The sequence below is a fragment of the Phycicoccus sp. 3266 genome, assembly GCF_031456495.1.
GTDB lineage: Bacteria > Actinomycetota > Actinomycetes > Actinomycetales > Dermatophilaceae > Pedococcus.
Genome location: NZ_JAVDUW010000002.1, coordinates 217,400 through 235,638, shown reverse-complemented (window position 1 = coordinate 235,638; position 18,239 = coordinate 217,400). Strand labels below are relative to the sequence as shown.

The 18,239-nt window shown below is 73.2% G+C and carries 14 protein-coding genes and 1 pseudogene; 2 read left to right on the top strand and 13 right to left on the bottom strand.

Annotated features, from left to right (window positions below):
• Positions 1–24: 24 nt before the first annotated feature.
• The 9 genes and pseudogenes from J2X64_RS10910 to J2X64_RS10870 form a co-directional block, all read right to left on the bottom strand.
• Positions 25–2,550, bottom strand: coding sequence for an NADH-quinone oxidoreductase subunit G (locus tag J2X64_RS10910; protein WP_310153804.1), 2,526 nt, complete (start codon positions 2,548–2,550; stop codon positions 25–27).
• Positions 2,547–3,860, bottom strand: coding sequence for an NADH-quinone oxidoreductase subunit NuoF (gene nuoF / locus J2X64_RS10905; RefSeq protein ID WP_310153802.1), 1,314 nt, complete (start codon positions 3,858–3,860; stop codon positions 2,547–2,549). The genes J2X64_RS10910 and nuoF overlap by 4 nt, the downstream gene beginning before the upstream one ends.
• A complete protein-coding gene (gene nuoE, locus J2X64_RS10900) occupies positions 3,857–4,762 on the bottom strand; it encodes an NADH-quinone oxidoreductase subunit NuoE (protein ID WP_397444043.1) in 906 nt (301 codons plus the stop codon). Before nuoE ends, nuoF begins: the two co-directional genes overlap by 4 nt.
• The gene (locus J2X64_RS10895; protein ID WP_310153800.1) at positions 4,762–6,114 is read right to left on the bottom strand and encodes an NADH-quinone oxidoreductase subunit D; all 1,353 of its coding nucleotides are present in this window, start codon (positions 6,112–6,114) and stop codon (positions 4,762–4,764) included. Before J2X64_RS10895 ends, nuoE begins: the two co-directional genes overlap by 1 nt.
• Positions 6,114–7,025 (bottom strand): NADH-quinone oxidoreductase subunit C, encoded by a 912-nt coding sequence (locus J2X64_RS10890; RefSeq protein ID WP_310153797.1) that lies wholly within the window; start codon positions 7,023–7,025, stop codon positions 6,114–6,116. The genes J2X64_RS10895 and J2X64_RS10890 overlap by 1 nt, the downstream gene beginning before the upstream one ends.
• Positions 7,026–7,144: 119 nt before the next feature.
• A pseudogene (locus J2X64_RS10885) lies at positions 7,145–7,693 on the bottom strand (NuoB/complex I 20 kDa subunit family protein); the annotation flags it as partial.
• A 76-nt stretch (positions 7,694–7,769) separates the two neighbouring features.
• On the bottom strand, positions 7,770–8,132 hold the full coding sequence (locus J2X64_RS10880; RefSeq protein WP_310153794.1) for an NADH-quinone oxidoreductase subunit A: 363 nt from the start codon (positions 8,130–8,132) through the stop codon (positions 7,770–7,772).
• Between the two features lie 148 nt (positions 8,133–8,280).
• Positions 8,281–9,603 (bottom strand): geranylgeranyl reductase family protein, encoded by a 1,323-nt coding sequence (locus J2X64_RS10875; protein WP_310153792.1) that lies wholly within the window; start codon positions 9,601–9,603, stop codon positions 8,281–8,283.
• Between the two features lie 177 nt (positions 9,604–9,780).
• Positions 9,781–10,479, bottom strand: a complete 699-nt coding sequence (locus tag J2X64_RS10870) for a demethylmenaquinone methyltransferase (RefSeq protein WP_310153789.1) — start codon at positions 10,477–10,479, stop codon at positions 9,781–9,783.
• Between the two features lie 87 nt (positions 10,480–10,566).
• On the opposite strand from J2X64_RS10870, the gene J2X64_RS10865 reads away from it, so the two are divergent.
• Complete coding sequence (locus J2X64_RS10865; protein ID WP_310153786.1) at positions 10,567–11,862, top strand: isochorismate synthase; 1,296 nt, start codon at positions 10,567–10,569, stop codon at positions 11,860–11,862.
• Here the strand turns inward: J2X64_RS10865 and menD are convergent.
• Both menD and J2X64_RS10855 read right to left on the bottom strand, forming a co-directional pair.
• A complete protein-coding gene (gene menD, locus J2X64_RS10860) occupies positions 11,859–13,610 on the bottom strand; it encodes a 2-succinyl-5-enolpyruvyl-6-hydroxy-3-cyclohexene-1-carboxylic-acid synthase (protein WP_310153784.1) in 1,752 nt (583 codons plus the stop codon). The genes J2X64_RS10865 and menD overlap by 4 nt on opposite strands.
• Before the next feature lie 45 nt (positions 13,611–13,655).
• Complete coding sequence (locus J2X64_RS10855; protein ID WP_310153782.1) at positions 13,656–14,948, bottom strand: DUF1479 domain-containing protein; 1,293 nt, start codon at positions 14,946–14,948, stop codon at positions 13,656–13,658.
• An 86-nt stretch (positions 14,949–15,034) separates the two neighbouring features.
• On the opposite strand from J2X64_RS10855, the gene J2X64_RS10850 reads away from it, so the two are divergent.
• A complete protein-coding gene (locus tag J2X64_RS10850) occupies positions 15,035–16,267 on the top strand; it encodes an ROK family transcriptional regulator (RefSeq protein WP_310153779.1) in 1,233 nt (410 codons plus the stop codon).
• 55 nt (positions 16,268–16,322) lie between these two features.
• Here the strand turns inward: J2X64_RS10850 and J2X64_RS10845 are convergent, their stop codons facing one another.
• Both J2X64_RS10845 and J2X64_RS10840 read right to left on the bottom strand, forming a co-directional pair.
• On the bottom strand, positions 16,323–17,765 hold the full coding sequence (locus tag J2X64_RS10845; RefSeq protein ID WP_310153773.1) for a hypothetical protein: 1,443 nt from the start codon (positions 17,763–17,765) through the stop codon (positions 16,323–16,325).
• Positions 17,758–18,096, bottom strand: coding sequence for a hypothetical protein (locus J2X64_RS10840; protein ID WP_310153772.1), 339 nt, complete (start codon positions 18,094–18,096; stop codon positions 17,758–17,760). Before J2X64_RS10840 ends, J2X64_RS10845 begins: the two co-directional genes overlap by 8 nt.
• Between the last annotated feature and the right edge of the window lie 143 nt (positions 18,097–18,239).

Below are 18,239 nucleotides of genomic sequence, written 5' to 3'. Positions count from 1 at the left end.
CCTCGCCGGCATACGTCACGGTGCTCACGGGGTGACCTCCAGGGTGGTCTCGGCCTTGGCCAGGGTGACGACGGCCCCCGCGTCCACCGCCAGGGTGGCGCGCACGGCGCTGCCCGCGGAGTTCGTGGGCAGCCACACGACGTGGTCGACCATGTCCTCGGTGACCGCCAGGGGGGCGGTGACCGCACCGGCGGGTCCGGAGACGCGAACAGTGTCGCCGTCGGCCAGGCCGAACGCCTCCGCCGTGGCCGGCGAGACGCGGGCCAGGGTGCGGTGGGCGGTGCCGGCGAGGAACGGCTCGCCGTCCTGCAGGGACCCGCGGTCGAGCAGGTGGTGCCAGCTGGCCAGGACGACCTCGCCCTCGCCGAAGGCCGGCACCGCGGCCGGCTCGGCGGTGGGCGCCGGCAGCCGGTCGCCGCCCCACGGCCCGAGGGTGGCCATCTCGGCGCGGACCTCGGCGAGCGTGCGGGTGCCCAGGAAGGAGCCCATCTCGCTCGCCAGCATGTCCAGGACGCGGTAGTCGGACATCGCGTTGGTGTCGAGCGCGGTCGCGAACGGGCGGGTGCGGCCCTCCCAGTCCACGAAGGTGCCGCCCTTCTCGGCGTGGGGCGCGACGGGCAGCACGACGTCGGCGACCTCGGTCACCGAGGACGGACGGAAGTCCAGCGAGACGACGAACGTCTTGGCCAGGGCCTCCTCGCTGCGCGGGTCGGCCAGGTCGGCCGCGTCCACACCACCCACGAGCAGGGCGTCGACCTCGCCGGTCGTGGCCGCGCGCAGGATGCCCGCGGTGTCGCGACCGGGCTGGTCGGGCAGGCCCACGACGTCCCAGACGTCGGCGACCTGCTCGCGTGCGGCGGGGTCGCCGACGGGACGGCCGCCGGGCAGCAGGGTCGGCAGCGCGCCGGCCTCGAGCGCGCCGCGCTCACCGGCGCGACGGGGCACCCACGCGAGGCGCGCGCCGCTGGACGACGCCAGGGCCACGGCCGCGGAGAGCGCACCCGGCACGGTGGCCAGTCGCTCGCCGACGAGGACGATGACGCCGTCACCCTCGAGCGCCGCAGCGGCCTTCGCCGCCGCGCCGTCGCCCGTCACGCCGTCGCCGAGGGCGCGGAGCACCTCGGCCTCGGTGCCGGGGGCGGACGGGATCAGCGTGCCGCCGAGCTTCTCCAGGCCGCGCGTCGCGAACGGCGCCACGGCATACACGGCCGTCTTGTTCCGGCGGTGCGCCTTGCGCAGCCGCAGGAAGACGATCGGGCTCTCCTCCTCGGGCTCGAAGCCCACGAGGACGACGGTCTTCGCCTTCTCGAGGTCGGCGTAGGTGACCGCGCCACCCTGTGCCCCGTCGACAGCAGGTCCGGTCGCCACCACGGTGGAGGCGAGGAACTCGGCCTCCTCCTGCGAGTGCGGCCGGGCGCGGAAGTCGACGTCGTTGGTCGCCAGGACCGCGCGGGCGAACTTGCCGTAGGCGTACGCGTCCTCGGCGGACACGCGGCCACCGGTCAGGACACCGACGGCCTTGGCGGCCGCGAGCCCGCGGGCCGCGGCGGTGAGCGCCTCGGGCCACGACGCGACCTGCAGCTCGCCGTCCTCGTCGCGGACCATCGGGAACTCGAACCGGTCACCCGTGGTGGCGTACTGGAAGGCCCAGCGGCCCTTGTCGCAGTTCCACTCCTCGTTGACGGCCGGGTCGTTGACGGCCATCCGGCGCAGCACGGCGCCGCGACGGTGGTCGGTGCGGATCGAGCAGCCGGAGGCGCAGTGCTCGCAGACGCTCTGCGTGGACACGAGGTCGAACGGGCGGCTGCGGAAGCGGTAGGCGGCACCGGTCAGCGCGCCGACCGGGCAGATCTGGACCGTGTTGCCGGAGAAGTACGACTCGAACGGCTTCTCCTCGTAGATGCCGACCTGCTGCAGCGCGCCGCGCTCGACCAGGGCGATGAACGGGTCACCGGCGATCTGGTCGGAGAAGCGGGTGCAGCGGGCGCACAGGACGCACCGCTCGCGGTCGAGCAGCACCTGGGAGGAGATGTTGATGGGCTTGGGGTAGGTGCGCTTGACGTCCTCGAAGCGGGACACCGCACGGCCGTTGCTCATCGCCTGGTTCTGCAGGGGGCACTCGCCGCCCTTGTCGCAGACGGGGCAGTCGAGCGGGTGGTTGACCAGCAGCAGCTCCATGACGCCCTGCTGCGCCTTGTCGGCCACCTTGGACGTGTGCTGGGTCTTGACGTCCATGCCCTCGGACACGGTGATCGTGCACGAGGCCTGCGGCTTCGGCATCGCGCGCATCGACCCGTCCGGGCCGGGCGTCGCGATGTCGACGAGGCACTGGCGGCACGCGCCGACCGGCTCGAGCAGCGGGTGGTCGCAGAACCGCGGGATCTCGATGCCGACCTCCTCGGCCGCACGGATCACCAGCGTGTTCTTGGGGACGGACACGGCCACGCCGTCGATGGTGAGGTTCACCAGGTCGACGGGCGGCGGCGTGCTCGCGTCGCCGCCCTTGCTGACGGCGTTCCCGCCGGCGGCCGGGGAGGTGGTCACGGTCATGCGGACACCGAATCCTTCGCGAACAGGGTCGAGTCTCGACGGTCGAACGGGCAGTGGCCCAGCTCGAGGTGCTGCAGGTACTCCTCGCGGAAGTACTGGATGCTGCTGGTGATCGGGCTGGTCGCGCCGTCACCCAGCGCGCAGAACGACCGACCGAGGATGTTGTCACAGATGTCGAGCAGCTTCTCGAGGTCCTCCTCGGAGCCCTGCCCGTGCTCGAGCCGCCCGAGGATCTGCTTGAGCCACCAGGTGCCCTCACGGCACGGGGTGCACTTGCCGCAGGACTCGTGCTTGTAGAAGTCGGTCCACCGGTCGACGGCGCGCACGACGCAGGTCGTCTCGTCGAAGATCTGCAGCGCGCGGGTGCCGAGCATCGACCCGGCCGCGGCCACCGACTCGAAGTCGAGCGGGGTGTCGAGGTGCTGGTCGGTGAACAGCGGCGTGGACGAGCCACCCGGGGTCCAGAACTTCAGCTTCTTGTTGGGGTCGCGCATGCCGCCGGCCATGTCGAGCAGCTCGCGCAGCGTGATGCCGAGCGGGGCCTCGTACTGGCCGGGGCGCTTGACGTGGCCCGAGAGGCTGAAGATGCCGAAGCCCTGCGACTTCTCGGTGCCCATGCCGGAGAACCAGTCGGCGCCGTGGAGCAGGATCGGCGGGACCGAGGCGATCGACTCGACGTTGTTGACGACGGTCGGGCGCGCGTAGAGGCCCGCGACGGCCGGGAACGGCGGCTTGAGGCGCGGCTGGCCGCGACGGCCCTCGAGGCTGTCGAGCAGCGCCGTCTCCTCACCGCAGATGTACGCGCCGGCACCGGCGTGCACGGTGACGTCCAGGTCGAAGCCGGAGCCGTGGATGTTCTTGCCGAGGTGGCCGGCGGCATACGCCTCCTCCACCGCGCGCAGCAGGCGGCGGTAGACGTGCACGACCTCGCCGCGCAGGTAGATGAAGGCGTGGTTGCAACCGATCGCGAAGGAGGTGATCGCCACGCCCTCGATCAGGAACTGCGGCGCCGCCATCATCAGCGGGATGTCCTTGCAGGTGCCCGGCTCGGACTCGTCGGCGTTGACGACGAGGTAGCGGGGGCCGCCGTCGTCCGGGGGCAGGAAGCCCCACTTCATGCCGGTGGGGAAGCCGGCGCCGCCACGGCCACGGAGGCCGGAGTCCTTGGTCATCTGGACGAGGTCGGCCGGCTTCATGCCGAGCGCCTTCTTCAGCGCCTGGTAGCCCTCGTGCTTCTCGTACGTCGCGAGGGTCCAGGACTGGGGGTCGTCCCAGAACTTCGTGAGGATCGGGGTCAGCGTGGTGCTCACTTCGCGTCCTTCCCGTCGCCCTTGTCGTCGGCGTCGAACAGGGTCGCCGGGGCGACCGAGCCCTCACCGGGCTTCTCGTCCGGCTCGTTCGCGGGGCTGTCCGTGGAGTCCGAGCGACCGGGTGCCGTCTCGTTCGAGGTGGCCTGCGGCTGGTGCTCGTCCTTGGGCTGCTCGCCACCCTTGCCGTCAGGGGCGGTCCAGCCGCGCTCGTTCGCCAGGCGCAGGCCCTCGAGCGAGGCGGGTCCGGCGCCGACGCCCTGGTCGGCGAGACCGTCGCTGAAGCCGGCCAGCGTGCGGGAGACCTGCTTGAAGGTGCAGACGCGGGCGGGGCCACGCGTCGGCCGGACGTCCTTGCCCTCGCGCAGGTCGTCGACGAGCTGCTTGGTCGACTCGGGCGTCTGGTTGTCGAAGAACTCCCAGTTCGCCATGACGACCGGCGCGTAGTCGCACGCCGCGTTGCACTCGACCCGCTCGAGGGTGATCTTGCCGTCGGGGGTCGTCTCGTCGTGGCCGATGCCGAGGTGCTCGGAGACCTCGTCCCAGATCTGGTCGCCGCCCATGATCGCGCAGAGCGTGTTGGTGCAGACGCCGACGGTGTACTCGCCGTTGGGGTGGCGCTTGTACTGGGTGTAGAAGGTCGCGACGCCGGAGACCTCGGCCGTGGTCAGGTCGAGGACCTCGGCGCAGAAGTCGATGCCGCGGCCGGTGACGTAGCCGTCGACGCTCTGCACGAGGTGCAGCAGCGGCAGCAGGGCCGAGCGCTTCTGGGGGTAGCGGGCGACGACCTGCGCGGCGTCCTCGTGGAGCTGCGCGAGGACGTCCGCGGCATACGGCTCCTTGGACTCGGCGGGCACCGTGAGGTGGCCGGCCGCGGTCTGCATCCCGAAGTTGTCTCCGCTCATCAGCGGTCCACGCCTCCCATGACGGGGTCGATCGAGGCGACGGCGACGATGACGTCGGCAACCTGGCTGCCCTCGCACATCACGGCCGTGGCCTGCAGGTTGTTGAACGAGGGGTCCCGGAAGTGCGCGCGGTAGGGCCGCGTACCCCCGTCGGAGACCGTGTGGCAGCCCAGCTCGCCCTTGGGCGACTCGACCGCGGCGTACGCCTGGCCGGGCGGGACGCGGAAGCCCTCGGTCACCAGCTTGAAGTGGTGGATGAGCGACTCCATCGAGGTGCCCATGATCTCGCGGATGTGGTCCAGGCTGTTGCCCATGCCGTCACCGCCGATGGCCAGCTGCGCCGGCCAGGCGATCTTCTTGTCCGCGACCATGACCGGCCCTGCCGTCGAGGCGAGGCGGTCGATGGCCTGCTCGGCGATCTTGAGCGACTCGTACATCTCGTCGATGCGGATCCGCAGGCGGGCGTAGGCGTCGGCCTCGGTGCGGGTGATGACCTCGAAGTCGTAGGTCTCGTAGCCGCAGTAAGGGTCCAGCTTGCGCAGGTCGTGCGGCAGGCCGGTCGAGCGCAGGATCGGGCCGGTGATGCCCAGGGCCATGCAGCCGGCGAGGTCGAGGTAGCCGACGTCGACGGTGCGGCCCTTGAGGATCGGGTTCTCGTTGAGCAGCAGCTCGAGCTCGCCGAGGCCCTTGCGCACCAGCGGGATGGTGTCGCGGACCTTGTCGATGGCGCCCGGGGGCAGGTCCTGCGCGACGCCGCCGGGACGGACGAACGCGTGGTTCATCCGCAGGCCGGTGACCATCTCGAAGATCGACAGGATGCGCTCGCGCTCGCGGAAGCCGACCGTCATGACGGTCGTCGCGCCCATCTCCATGCCACCGGTGGCCAGCGCCACGAGGTGGGAGGTGATGCGGTTGAGCTCCATCATGAGCACGCGGATGACGCTGGCGCGCTCGGGGATCTGCTCGGTGATGCCGAGCAGCTTCTCCACCGACAGGCAGTAGGCCGTCTCGTTGAACAGCGGCGTGAGGTAGTCCATCCGGGTGCAGAACGTGGTGCCCTGCGTCCAGGTGCGGAACTCCATGTTCTTCTCGATGCCGGTGTGCAGGTAGCCGATGCCCGCCCGGGTCTCGGTCACCGTCTCGCCGTCGAGCTCGAGGATGAGCCGGAGCACGCCGTGGGTCGACGGGTGCTGGGGGCCCATGTTGACGACGATGCGCTCCTCGTGGAGTGCTGCTGCCTCGTCGACGAGCTGGTCCCAGTCACCGCCGCTCGCGTTGAACACGTGCGCGCCCTCGGCAGCGGCCGCGTCGGCCCCGGAGGTCGCGTAGATGTCGTCGTGGGTCGTGGTCATCAGCTGTAAGACCTCCGCTGGTCCGGCGGCGGGACGGTGGCGCCCTTGTACTCGACGGGGATGCCGCCGAGGGGGTAGTCCTTCCGCTGCGGGTGGCCCGGCCAGTCGTCGGGCATGAGGATGCGAGTGAGCGAGGGGTGGCCGTCGAACTGGATGCCGAACATGTCCCAGGTCTCGCGCTCGTGCCAGTCGTTCGCCGGGTACGTCTCGACGATCGACGGGATGTGCGGGTCGGCGTCGGGGCAGGTCACCTCGACCCGGACCCGGCGGCCGCCGTGGGTGATCGACAGGAAGTGGTAGACCGCGTGCAGCTCGCGGCCCTCCTCCTGCGGGTAGTGCACGCCGGAGACGCCGGTGCAGATCTCGAACCGCAGGCTCGCGTCGTCGCGCAGCGCGCGGGCGACGGCGGGCAGGTGCTCGCGGCGCACGAAGAGGGTCAGCTCGCCGCGGTCGACGACCACGCGCTCGACCGCCTCGGAGTACGACGCGGTGCCGCCGACGAGGGCGGTCTCGAGCCGGTCCGCGAGCTCGTCGAAGTAGCTGCCGTAGGGCCGGGTGGCAGCGGCCGGGAACAGGATCGGGCGGACCATGCCGCCGTAGCCCGTGGTGTCACCGGTGTCGTGGGCACCGAACATGCCGTGCCGCTCGCCGATGACGACCGGGTCGGGGCCGGTGCCGGGGGCAGCGGGGAGCCGCTGGTCTTTCTCGCGGTCGACCACCGTGCCCGGCTGGGTGGCGGCGGTCGAGGCGGCGATCTCGGAGGCCGGCTGCTCGGTGGCCTCACCCTTGTCGGCGGCGGCGTCCTTGGCCTTGTTGCCCAGCACGTCGCTGTTCGCGGTCGCCTGCGTCGGGTCCTTCTCGGGTGTGCCGTCGGCCTTGTCGGGCGTCACGTCGTCCTTCTCGTCGGCCATCAGGCCACACCTCCACGAGCGGTGTCGTGCGAGTGCGCGTGGCCGTGGTCGTGGGTGTGGGTGTGGCCGACCGCCGACACGGGCAGCTGGTGCGGGCTGCGGCTGCCGGCGCCCTGCGCGAGCAGGCCGGTCATCTGGTGCGTCGGGGTGGCCGCGAGGGCGGCCTCCTCCGCGGCGCGCGCGGCCTTGACCCGGTTGACGCCGAGCTTGGAGCCCTGGATCTGCTCGTGCAGCGTCAGGATCGCGTTGAGCAGCATCTCCGGGCGCGGCGGGCAGCCGGGCAGGTAGACGTCCACCGGCACGATGTGGTCCACGCCCTGCACGATGGCGTAGTTGTTGAACATGCCGCCGGAGCTGGCGCAGACGCCCATCGAGATGACCCACTTGGGCTCGGGCATCTGGTCGTAGACCTGGCGCACCACGGGGGCCATCTTCTGGCTGACGCGGCCGGCGACGATCATGAGGTCGGCCTGGCGCGGGGTGGCGGAGAACCGCTCCATGCCGAACCGGGCGATGTCGTAGTCGGGCGTGCCGACGGCCATCATCTCGATGGCGCAGCAGGCCAGGCCGAAGGTGGCCGGCCAGACCGAGCTCTTGCGCATGTAGCCCGCGACCTGCTCGACCGTGGTCAGCAGGAAGCCGGCGGGCAGCTTCTCCTCAACACCCATCAGGCGATCCTTCGTTTCGAGGGCGAACCGGGCGCGGTCCGGCGGTCGTGCCTACGGCGAGTGCACGGCATACGGATCAGTCCCAGTCCAGGCCGCCGCGGCGCCACACATAGGCGTACGCGACGAAGACGGTCAGGATGAACAGCACCATCTCCACGAGCGCGAACAGGCCGAGCTTGTCGAAGGCCACCGCGAACGGGTAGAGGAACACCGACTCGATGTCGAAGATGATGAACAGCATGGCCGTCAGGTAGTACTTGATCGGCACGCGCCCGCCACCGGCCGCCTGGGGCGTCGGCTCGATGCCGCACTCGTACGCGTCGAGCTTGGCCCGGTTGTAGCGCTTGGGGCCGGAGATGGCGGCTGCGAAGACGGAGAAGACCGCGAAGCCCCCACCGATCGCCAGCAGGAACAGCAGCGGGACGTAGGGGTTGCTCATCGCCGTGCCACTTCCCTTCTGTTCGTGCGCCCGGAGGGGCGTTCGTCGTGGTCTGCCTGGGGGCATGCGGACGCCGTGACGACGGTCACGCAGTGCCCAATCCTAGGAGCGTGCCCGGAGAATGCACGCGCGGGTCCCCCAGCGGTCGTCATGCGTCCGGCGCCATCTTCGACAGGGCCGTGATGAGGCGGTCGCTCGCGTCGCCTCCGTGCGGCTCGGCGAGGTTGGCCATCACCTTGAGCAGGAACTTCATGAGCGTCGTGCGGGGCAGGCCGTACTTGGTCGCCAGCCGCATGACCTCGGGGTTGCCGATCATCTGGGCGAACCAGCGGCCCAGCGTGTAGTACCCGCCGAGCGAGTCCTTCATGACCTTGGGATAGCTCTGCAGCACCCGCTCGCGCTGGGCGTCGGTGCCGCGGGCGAACGCCTGCGCGATCACCTCGGAGGCGAGCCGGCCGGACTCCATCGCGTAGGCGATGCCCTCGCCGTTGAACGGGTTGACCATGCCACCGGCGTCGCCGACGAGGAGCAGGCCGTTGTCGTAGTGCGGCTGGCGGTTGAAGCCCATGGGGAGCGCGGCGCCCCGGATCGGGCCGACCATGGTCTCGTCGTTGTAGGTCCACTCCTCCGGCATGGTCGCGACCCAGCGACGCATGACGTCCTTGTAGTCGGTCTTGCCGAAGGCGCTGGAGGTGTTGAGGATGCCGAGGCCGACGTTGGAGGTGCCGTCGCCGACGCCGAAGATCCAGCCGTAGCCGGGCAGCAGGACCTTCTTGCCCTGCTCGTCGGTCGACCACAGCTCGAGCCAGGACTCGAGGTAGTCGTCGTCGTGCCGAGGGCTCGTGTAGTACGTGCGGACGGCGACGCCCATCGGGCGGTCCTCGCGCTTCTCCCGGCCCATCGACAGGCTCAGGCGCGAGGAGTTGCCGTCGGCGGCGACGACGAGGGGCGCGGCATACCGCAGCTCGGGGCCGGTGGAGCGGCCCTTCTCGTCCGTCGCGCGGGCGGTGACCCCGACGATGCGGCCGCGGTCGTCGAGGACCGGGCCGGTGACGTTGGTGGACTCGCGCAGGCGGGCCCCGTGCTTGACCGCGTGCTTGGCGAGGATGTCGTCGAAGTCCTGCCGCGTGCGGACCAGGCCGTAGGGCGGGAAGCTCGCGAGGTCGGGCCACGGCAGGGACAGTCGCATGCCGCCACCGATGATCCGCAGCCCGTGGTTGCGGATCCAGCCGTCCTCCTCGGGCGTGGGGATGCCCAGGGTGATGAGCTCCTTGACCGCGCGCGGGGTGAGCCCGTCGCCGCAGACCTTCTCGCGGGGGAAGGCGGTCTTCTCCAGGACGAGGACGTCGAGCCCCGCCATCGCGAGGTAGGCCGCCGTGGCCGAGCCCGCCGGGCCGGCGCCGACGACGATGACGTCCGCCGTCTCCGTCGGGGTCGCGGCCGAAATCGCCGCGCTGGTCGTCTCTGTCACCCTCGTGCCTCGCTTGTGAACGTCTTCACGAACTGCTCCTGCGGAGACTACTCCGCTCCCCGGCGATGGTCACCAGTGAGGGCAGCCTTACCTGAGCCGGTAGAAGTGCCCACTCTTCGCCACCGGCTGGAACCTTCCGTCGCAGGACGAAGAGTGGGCACTTCTACGCGCCGGGGGTCAGGCCGTGGGCTTCACCGCTCGGTGGAGGGCGACGATGCCACCCGACAGGTTGCGCCACTCGACGCCGTCCCAGCCCACGCGGCGGACCGCCTCGGCGAGCTCGCGCTGCGCCGGCCACGCCTGGATCGACTCGGCGAGGTAGACGTAGGACTCGGGGTTCGAGGACACCTTGCGGGCGATCGGGGGCAGCGAGCGCATGAGGTACTCGGTGTAGACCTTGCGGAACGCACCGTTGGTCGGGTGGCTGAACTCGCACACGACCAGCCGCCCGCCCGGCCGGGTCACCCGCAGGAACTCCGCGAGCGCCGTCTCGACCGAGGCGACGTTGCGCAGCCCGAACGACATCGTCACCGCGTCGAAGCTGTCGTCGGCGAACGGCAGCCGCATCGCGTCCGCGGCCGTGAAGCCGAGGTCCGGCCGGCGCTGGTTGCCGACCCGCAGCATGCCCAGCGAGAAGTCGGCCGGCACCACGTGCACACCCGCGTCGGCGAACGGCTCGCTGCTCGTGCCCGTGCCGGCCGCGATGTCGAGCACGGTCTCGCCCGGCTGCGCCGCCACGGCCTTGAGCACCGCGCGCCGCCACAGCCGGTCCTGCCCCAGCGACAGGACGTCGTTGGTCAGGTCGTACTTGCCGGCCACGTCGTCGAACATCGCGGCGACGTCACGGGGGTCCTTGTCCAGGCTGGCGCGGGTCATGGCACCCATCCTCCCAGAGCGCGTGACCGGCGCCTCACCGTCCCGTCGCCGTCCGGCCCCACCCCCGGTCGTAGGCTTTCCCCCGACATGAGCAGCCTGCCCACGCCCTCGGGGGCCGCGAGCCTCCAGCCCGCGCCCCTGGTGACGCGCACCGTCGCGCTCGACGACCCGGGGCCGCTGCTCTCGCTGCTCCCCGACCTCGGCGACCCGCGGGCGCTCACCAGCTGGGTGCGCCGCGGCGAGGGCCTGGTCGGCTGGGGCCGCGCGCTGGAGTTCACGGCGCACGGCGAGGACCGGTTCGCCGAGTGCGAGCGCTGGTGGCGCCAGGTCGTCGACACCGCCGTCGTCCGCGACGACGTCCAGGTGCCGGGCACCGGGCCGGTCACCTTCGGCTCCATCTCGTATGCCGCGGGCTCACCTGCCGGCGCGACCCTGGTCGTCCCCGAGGTGGTCGTCGGCGCGCGCGACGGCCGCTGGTGGGTGACGACGATCGGCACCACGTCCGAGCTGCCGGCGCCGGTCGCCCCGAGTGCCCAGCGCGAGCCGGGCGAGCCCGTGGGCGTCACCTTCGCCGACGGCTCGCTGTCACCCGCCCGGTGGGCGGTCGCCGTCGACGAGGCGGTCCGGCGGATCACCGGCGGCGAGCTCGACAAGGTCGTGCTGGCGCGCGACCTGCGGGTGCAGGCGACCGAGCCGGTCGACGCGCGCTGGCTGCTGCAGCGGCTGGCCGAGCGCTACGACACGACGTGGGTCTTCGCGGTCGACGGGCTCGTGGGTGCGTCCCCGGAGATGCTGGTGCGCCTCGAGCGCGGTCTCGTGACCTCGCGGGTCCTGGCCGGCACGATCCGACGCACCGGCGACGACGAGCACGACCTGGCGCTGGCCGGCTCGTTGGCCCGGTCGAGCAAGGACCTCGAGGAGCACGAGTACGCCGTGCGCTCCGTCGCCGACGCCCTGCGCCCGCACTGCTCGTCGATGAACGTGCCCGAGTCGCCGTTCGTCCTGCACCTGTCCAACGTCATGCACCTCGCGACCGACGTGGCGGGGGTGCTGGCTGACGGCTCGACGTCGCTGGTGCTGGCGGCGTCGCTGCACCCCTCGGCCGCCGTCTGCGGGACGCCCTCCGACCGCGCCGACGCCGTCATCACCGAGCTCGAGCACATGGACCGTGGCCGCTACGCCGGCCCCGTGGGGTGGATGGACTCCAGCGGCGACGGCGAGTGGGCGATCGCGCTGCGCAGCGGCGCCTACGAGACCGGCTCGACCACGTCGATGCGGCTGTTCGCCGGGTGCGGCATCGTCGCCGGCTCGGACCCCGACGCCGAGGTCGCCGAGTCGGACGCCAAGCTCGTCCCGATGCGCGACGCCCTCACCGGCCGCTAGCCGGCCCGGAGCGCCTCGCGGGCGAGGGCCGACATGCGGTCGCGCTCGTCGCGGTGGCGGGACCGGTCCAGTCGCACCTCGACCACCGTCGTCCCGACCGGCTCAGCCGCCACCAGCCCGGCCAGCTCCGCCGCCCCACCGGCGACCACGTGGTGAACGCCGTGGGCGGCGCACAGGGCCGCGAGGTCGGTCCCGGTCGGCGTGCCGAAGACCCGCTCGAAGTCGTCGGCGAGCTGCGGCGACCCCGGCTCGAGCAGCGTGAAGATGCCGCCCCCGTCGTCGTTGACGACGACGACGGTGAGGTCCGGGCGCCGCTCCAGCGGCCCGACCAGGACCCCGTTGGCGTCGTGGAGGAAGGTCAGGTCCCCCATGAGCGCGTATGCCGGTGCCGCGCCGGCCAGTGCCAGCCCCGACGCGGTCGAGACGCACCCGTCGATGCCGGCCAGCCCCCTGCTCGCGACGACGTGGACCGGTCCGCCACCGCGGCGTCCCCCGGCGACGTCGACGTCGCGGACTGAGTTCGATGAGCCGAGGAAGAGGGTGGCCCCGTCGGGCAGCGCCTCGAGCACCGTGCGGGCGACCGCGCTGCCGCTGGGCCAGGCCGCACTGGTGGCATCGAGGGCGGCGGCGACCCGCTCCCCCGCCCGGCGCCACTCGCGGGCCCAGTCCGTCTCCGCGGAGGGACCACCGCTGTCGCCGAGGGAGTCCAGCACCGCCACGGGATGGACGGCAGCCACGGACGGACGCGAGCGCACCCAGGCGTGGGTCCCGACGGCCTCGACCCGGGTCCCCGGCCGCCGAAGCAGCGCCGACACGGGCCGCGAGAGCGTGAGGCGCCCGACCGTGACGACCCGCTCGGGCGCGTGGGCGTCGAGCCAGTCCGGGTCGGCGAGGACGAGGTGGCCGTGGGGCAGGACGCCCTGCCGCGGGTGCGGGCCGAACGGCTCGGCCAGGACGGGCCACCCGTGGCTGGTCGCCCAGCGCACCGCGCGCTCGAACTGGTCCGGCTCGGGCAGGTCGCCGACGACAACGAGGGTGCGTGCCGGCTGCGGGTCGACGGCGACCGCGGCGGTCGAGGAGGCCGCGACGGCCGGGGCCGTGGGCGCCCCGTCGGCCTGCGACGGGTCGGCCAGCGGATCCCACGTGCCGGGCCAGGCGGGTGCGTCGGTGGGCACCAGCGGTTCGCGGAGCTGGACGTTGAGGTGGACAGGACCGGGCTCGCCGGGCCCGGGAGGGCCCGAGCGGGTCCCGGTCGCGGCGGCCACGGCCTCGCGCGCCGCCCTGCGCCAGGCGACCGCCTCCGCCACGGCCCCGTCGGCCTCGGTGGCCTCCGGTGCGGCGACGTCGGCGGACCAGCGGACGGCGTCGGCGAACATCCCCGGCTGGGTCGTGGTCTGGTTCGCGCCGGTGCCGCGCAGCTCGACGGGGCGGTCGGCGGACAGCACCACGAGCGGGACCACACCGTGGTGGGCCTCGAGGACGGCGGGGTGCAGGTTCGCCACCGCGGTCCCGGACGTCGTGACGACCACGGCCGGAACCCGCGTCAGCTTGGCCAGCCCGACGGCGAGGAACCCCGCGGACCGCTCGTCCACGCGGACGTGCATCGTGAGGCGACCCGCGCGCTCGGCGGCGAGCACGGCATACGCGAACGGGGCAGACCGCGACCCGGGGCACAGCACGACGTGCCGCACGCCCTGGCGCACCAGCTCGTCGACGACGACGGTGGCCAGCGCGGTCGACGGGTTCACACCGGGGATTGTGTCAGCCGGCCGGCCGCCGCCGACCGAGCCCCGTCACTGCAGGCCGAGGCCCCGGCGACCGGTCTCGTTGAGGTCCTCGACGTGGAACCGGTCCGGCCACTCGCGCTCGTAGTGCTCCTCGGGGAAGTCACTCGGGCTGGACCCGGTGAGGAACGCCTCGCGGACGCTCTCGGCATACCGCTCGTTGCGCGGGCACCACGGGGCGGCGGGGATGTACATGACGTTGCCCCAGCCCTTCTGGTCCTGGACGGGCGCGACGCTGTGGACCATGTCGCAGTGCCACCAGACGGAGTCGCCGGCCTTCACGTCGGGGATGCCGGCGAGGCCCTCCATGAGCAGCGCGTGCCACTTCCAGTCGGCAGGGAACACCTGGTTGACCGTGACGCCGCACATCTCGTCGTCCGGCACGTCGTCGAGCAGCGGGCGGAGCATGAGATAGGCCATCGCCTCGGGGATCGGGACGGTGTGCAGGACGCCCTGGTCGTGGTCCATGTCGGACAGTGCCGTCCAGCCCTGGAAGGTGCGGAAGACCGAGCACATCGTGGAGCCGGGGTACTGCGGGCCGTCGGTGCGGTGGCTGGCGTCCCAGGGGTCGTACTGCTCGACGGTGCCGTCGAAGAGGTGGCGGAAGGCCTGTTGGTAGGCCTGCGTCATCCACAGGTCGAGGGTGCCCGGGTCGAGGTGGGTGCCGAGACCCGCGGAGTCGGCGCCCTCGGGGCGCCGGCGGATGCGGTCGGGGTAGAGGGAGTCGCGGTGCGGGTCGAACCACCGGACCCCGTCGGACTCGGACACCCACTGGGAGTTGAGGAAGCCCTGGACGGTGGCCATCCGGTCGCTCTGGCGGGCCTGCATCTGGGCGCTCGACCAGTAGATCGGGTAGATCTCGGGCTTGGAGCCCACGCTGCCGAAGAAGTCGTCGCCCGGGCCGCGGTAGGCCTCGAAGAACCCGTTGCCCTCGACGTAGTCGACGATGTCGCGGTCCCACTGCAGCGCCTGCTCGCGCGGGAAGTGGCCGCGCACGACGAGGCAGCCGCGGCGCTTGAGCAGGGCCACCTGCTCGGGCGTGACGGTGCCGGCCTCGATGTCGGCGTAGTCGATCACCGGCCAGACCTGCTCGCCACGCTCCTTGGCCGCCGTGATCTCGGCGACCCGGTCGGCGACGAGCCGCTCGACGACGCCGAAGACCTCCTCGACCGTTCGACCCGACGCCTCGATGCGGGCGCGCAGCGCGGCCTTGACCTCGCGGATGGCGCCGGACAGGTCCGCCGGGACGGTCTCCCAGTGCGGCAGCTCGGGGCGGGTGGTCGTGAACGCCGGCGAGGTCATGACAGCTCCTTCGGTAGGACTCCTTACCAAACGTGAGGCTAGCCGGTTCCTGCTGTTTGGGCAACAGTCCTTACTAGAATGACCGCATGACTCCCGAGAAGCCGTCGCTGGACCTCCTGCGACGGCTCACCGACAGCCACGTGGTGGGCGCGGTGGTCGACCACGGGCGGCTGACCCGGGCGGCGCTGGCGAGCACCACGGGGCTGTCGAAGCCGACCGTGGCCGAGAGCGTCCGGCGGCTGGAGGCGGCCGGGGTCCTCGCCGACACCGGCGAGCGCAGCAGCGGTCCGGGGCGGGCGGGCCTGTACTACGACCTCGCGCCGGGAACCGGCACCGCGATGGCCGTCGCGATCGCCCCCGAGGGAGTCGTCGCCGAGGTGCTCGACGTGCGGGGTGCGGTCGTCGGACGGGGCACGGCGCAGGTGTCCCGGCCCGCCCGTCCGGCGACAGCGGCACGCGCGCTCGAGCGGGCGGCGCGGTCTGCCGTGGAGGCGGCTCGGGAGGAGGGCGCCGGGCCTGTGCTCCTCGCGGTCGTCAGCGCCGCCGACCCCGTGGACCGGGCGACGGGACGTCTGGTGCACCTGCCCGACGCGCCGTTCCTCGTGGGCGCCCTCGACCCCGCGGCCGTGCTGGCGGACCTCGTCGAGGGACCGGTCGTGGTGGGCAACGACGTCAACTGGTCCGCCCTGGCCGAGCTCGCCGCGCGGGTGCCGCAGGCCTCCGGCGGCTCGGACGACACCGCGACCGGCGCGGCGGCCGACGCAGCCGCCCACGCGGCGACCGGCCCGGACGCGACCCCCGCGGACTTCGCCTACCTGTACCTCGGCGAGGGGCTGGGGTGCGCGGTGGTGGCGGACGGCCGGGTGCTGGAGGGCGCGCACGGCCTGGCGGGCGAGGTCGCGCACGTCGTCGTCACCGGTGCGCGTGGACGCGCGACGGCGTTCACCGAGGTGTTCGCCGAGCTGGGGCTGCGGCACGAGGGTGGCACCGCCATCGACGTCGACCGGCTGCTGGAGGTCGTGCACGGAGGCGCCGCCGGTGGCGCACGGACGCTGCGCGTCCTCGCGACAGCGGTCGCGGACGTCGTGTCGGCCCTCGTCGCCCTCACCGACCCGCAGGAGGTCGTCCTGGGCGGGTCCTGGGGTGGGGACCCGACGGTCGTCGAGGCGGTGCGCGAGCGCGTGCGGGACGCCCGGCGCCCGGTCGGGGTCGGCCCGGCGACCGTGCCGGGTGCCGCGCTCGCCGGTGCCCGCGCCCGGGCCGTGGCGTCCCTGCGGAGCCACCTCGTGGAGCGTGGGGCCGGGCTGGCCAGCGCCTGACACGCCGCCCGACCTCGCCCAGCCACCACCTGACACGCCGCCCGACCTCGTCCGCTCATCGGCCGGCCTCGGGGACGCCGGGGACGCCAAGGACACGGGCGACGCGGTAGTCGCGCACGATGGGCGCGGTCCCCTCGCGCGGCACCAGGAACTCCCTGCTGCCCTCGCGCCACGCCACGGTCGACAGGTCCGTCGCCGAGTCGACGAGTGCGGCCGTGCGCGCGTACTCGCGCGTGGCGTGGGCACCGCTGGCCGTGTGGACGGGACCGCCGCGCAGGTCGCGGGTGACCGTGACCCACTCGCGTCGGTAGGGGTTGGCCTGACCCTCCAGGCGCGGCACGGCGTCCTGCACGTGCTCGAGCGACAGGACCGACACGTCCGCGGGGACCGGCATGCGCCCGACCGGCGAGCCCATGGTCACGACGTGCGTGACGCGGTGGGACGCCCGGAACCGCGTCGAGGAGGCCAACCCCGCAGCCACGATCCCGCCCAGGCTGTGCCCGGCCAGCAGGACCGGCTCGCCCGAGGTGTCGCGGCCCGTCTCGGCCATGGCCTCGTCGAGCGCTGCCGTCACACCCTGCGCGAGCGCCGTGGACTGGCCCGCCATGAGCCGCACGTCCGACGTGGCGTCGAACGGGTTGTCCCCCGCCTCGCCGCCCCACTCCTGGGTGCCGCTGACCTCGACGAGCCAGGCCGAGCTGCCGTCGGGCTGCGGCACCTCGACGACCCGCACGTGCCCCGGGTAGCGCTCGCCGTCGCTGAGGTTGCCGAGGTCGTCCGCGAGGGAGGCGAGGTCGTGCGGGGCCAGAGCGCCTGGCCGTGGGTACGCCTCCCGGGTGACGACGGCGCCACCGGTCTCGCGCAGCAGGCCCGCCGCCGCGGCGGTCTCGGCGATGACGCGGAGGGCGGCCTCGTAGTCGCCGGCGGGCCGGTCTGCGGTCGGCAGCCAGCGGGCGAGGGGCAGGAGCGTGGGCGCCAGCTCGACCAGGCCGTCGACCCCTCCGGCGAGGTCGGCCACCCCCGGGACGTCGAACACGGCCTCGTCGGCCGCGCCCGCGACGTCGACCCCGGCAGCGTGCAGGGCGAACACCCCCACGGCGAGCTCCGGCGCTGCGCGGGCGAGGGCGACGAACGCGACGTCCTGGGCGACCTCCACCGAGGCCGCGACGGCGCGCTCCGTCGCGCGGTAGGCCTCGACCGCACCCGCGGCCCCAGCCGACAGGCCGAGCAGGGCCGCGGCCTGGCCGCCGGCACCGACCGGCCCGCGAGCCAGGGCCAGCGCCGCCTGGGCCCGCGCGGCGCTGAGGGGTGCCAGCGCCGCGCTGGCGACCAGGCACGGGTCGACCGCCACCGTCGTGAGCCGCACGCAGACCGCCCCCAGGGCCGTCGCCTCCAGCGCCAGGACCCGCGCCGCGTCCTCGACCGCGGAGAGCTGCACCGCGGTGCCCGCGGCGCCACCGTGCACCCGGACCGACGGGGCTCCCGGCGCCTCAGCCATCGAGTCCCCTCAGCACGGTGCGCCCGACCCGTTCGACCGCCTGGCCGGCGGTGTGAGCTGTCGCCCGAGCAGCGGACGCCAGCTCGGCCACCACCACGTCGACCTGCCGGGCGTGGGCGTCGAGGAGGTCGGCGGCGGAGTCGAGACGGGCGGCCGTCACGCGCAGGGCGTGGGCCCGCTCCCCGACCCGGTCACGGAACAGCGCGCCCGCGGGCGAGTGCCACGGCACGTCGCGCAGGCCGTCGAGCCGCCTCACCGCCCCGCGCACACGCACCGCCTCCTCGCGCACCGCGGCCGCGAGTGCTCGGAGCCGCCCGGGGTCTGCCTCCACCCCGCCAGCGTGCGCGCCCGGCCCGCGGCTGCGTCCCCCGCGTGGCCTCCCCTGTGGACGAGCCCGACACGACGTCCCTGCTGTGGACAGCCGGGCGCGAACGCGGCTCACGTGGACAGCCCGCTCGGACCCCCGTCCCACGG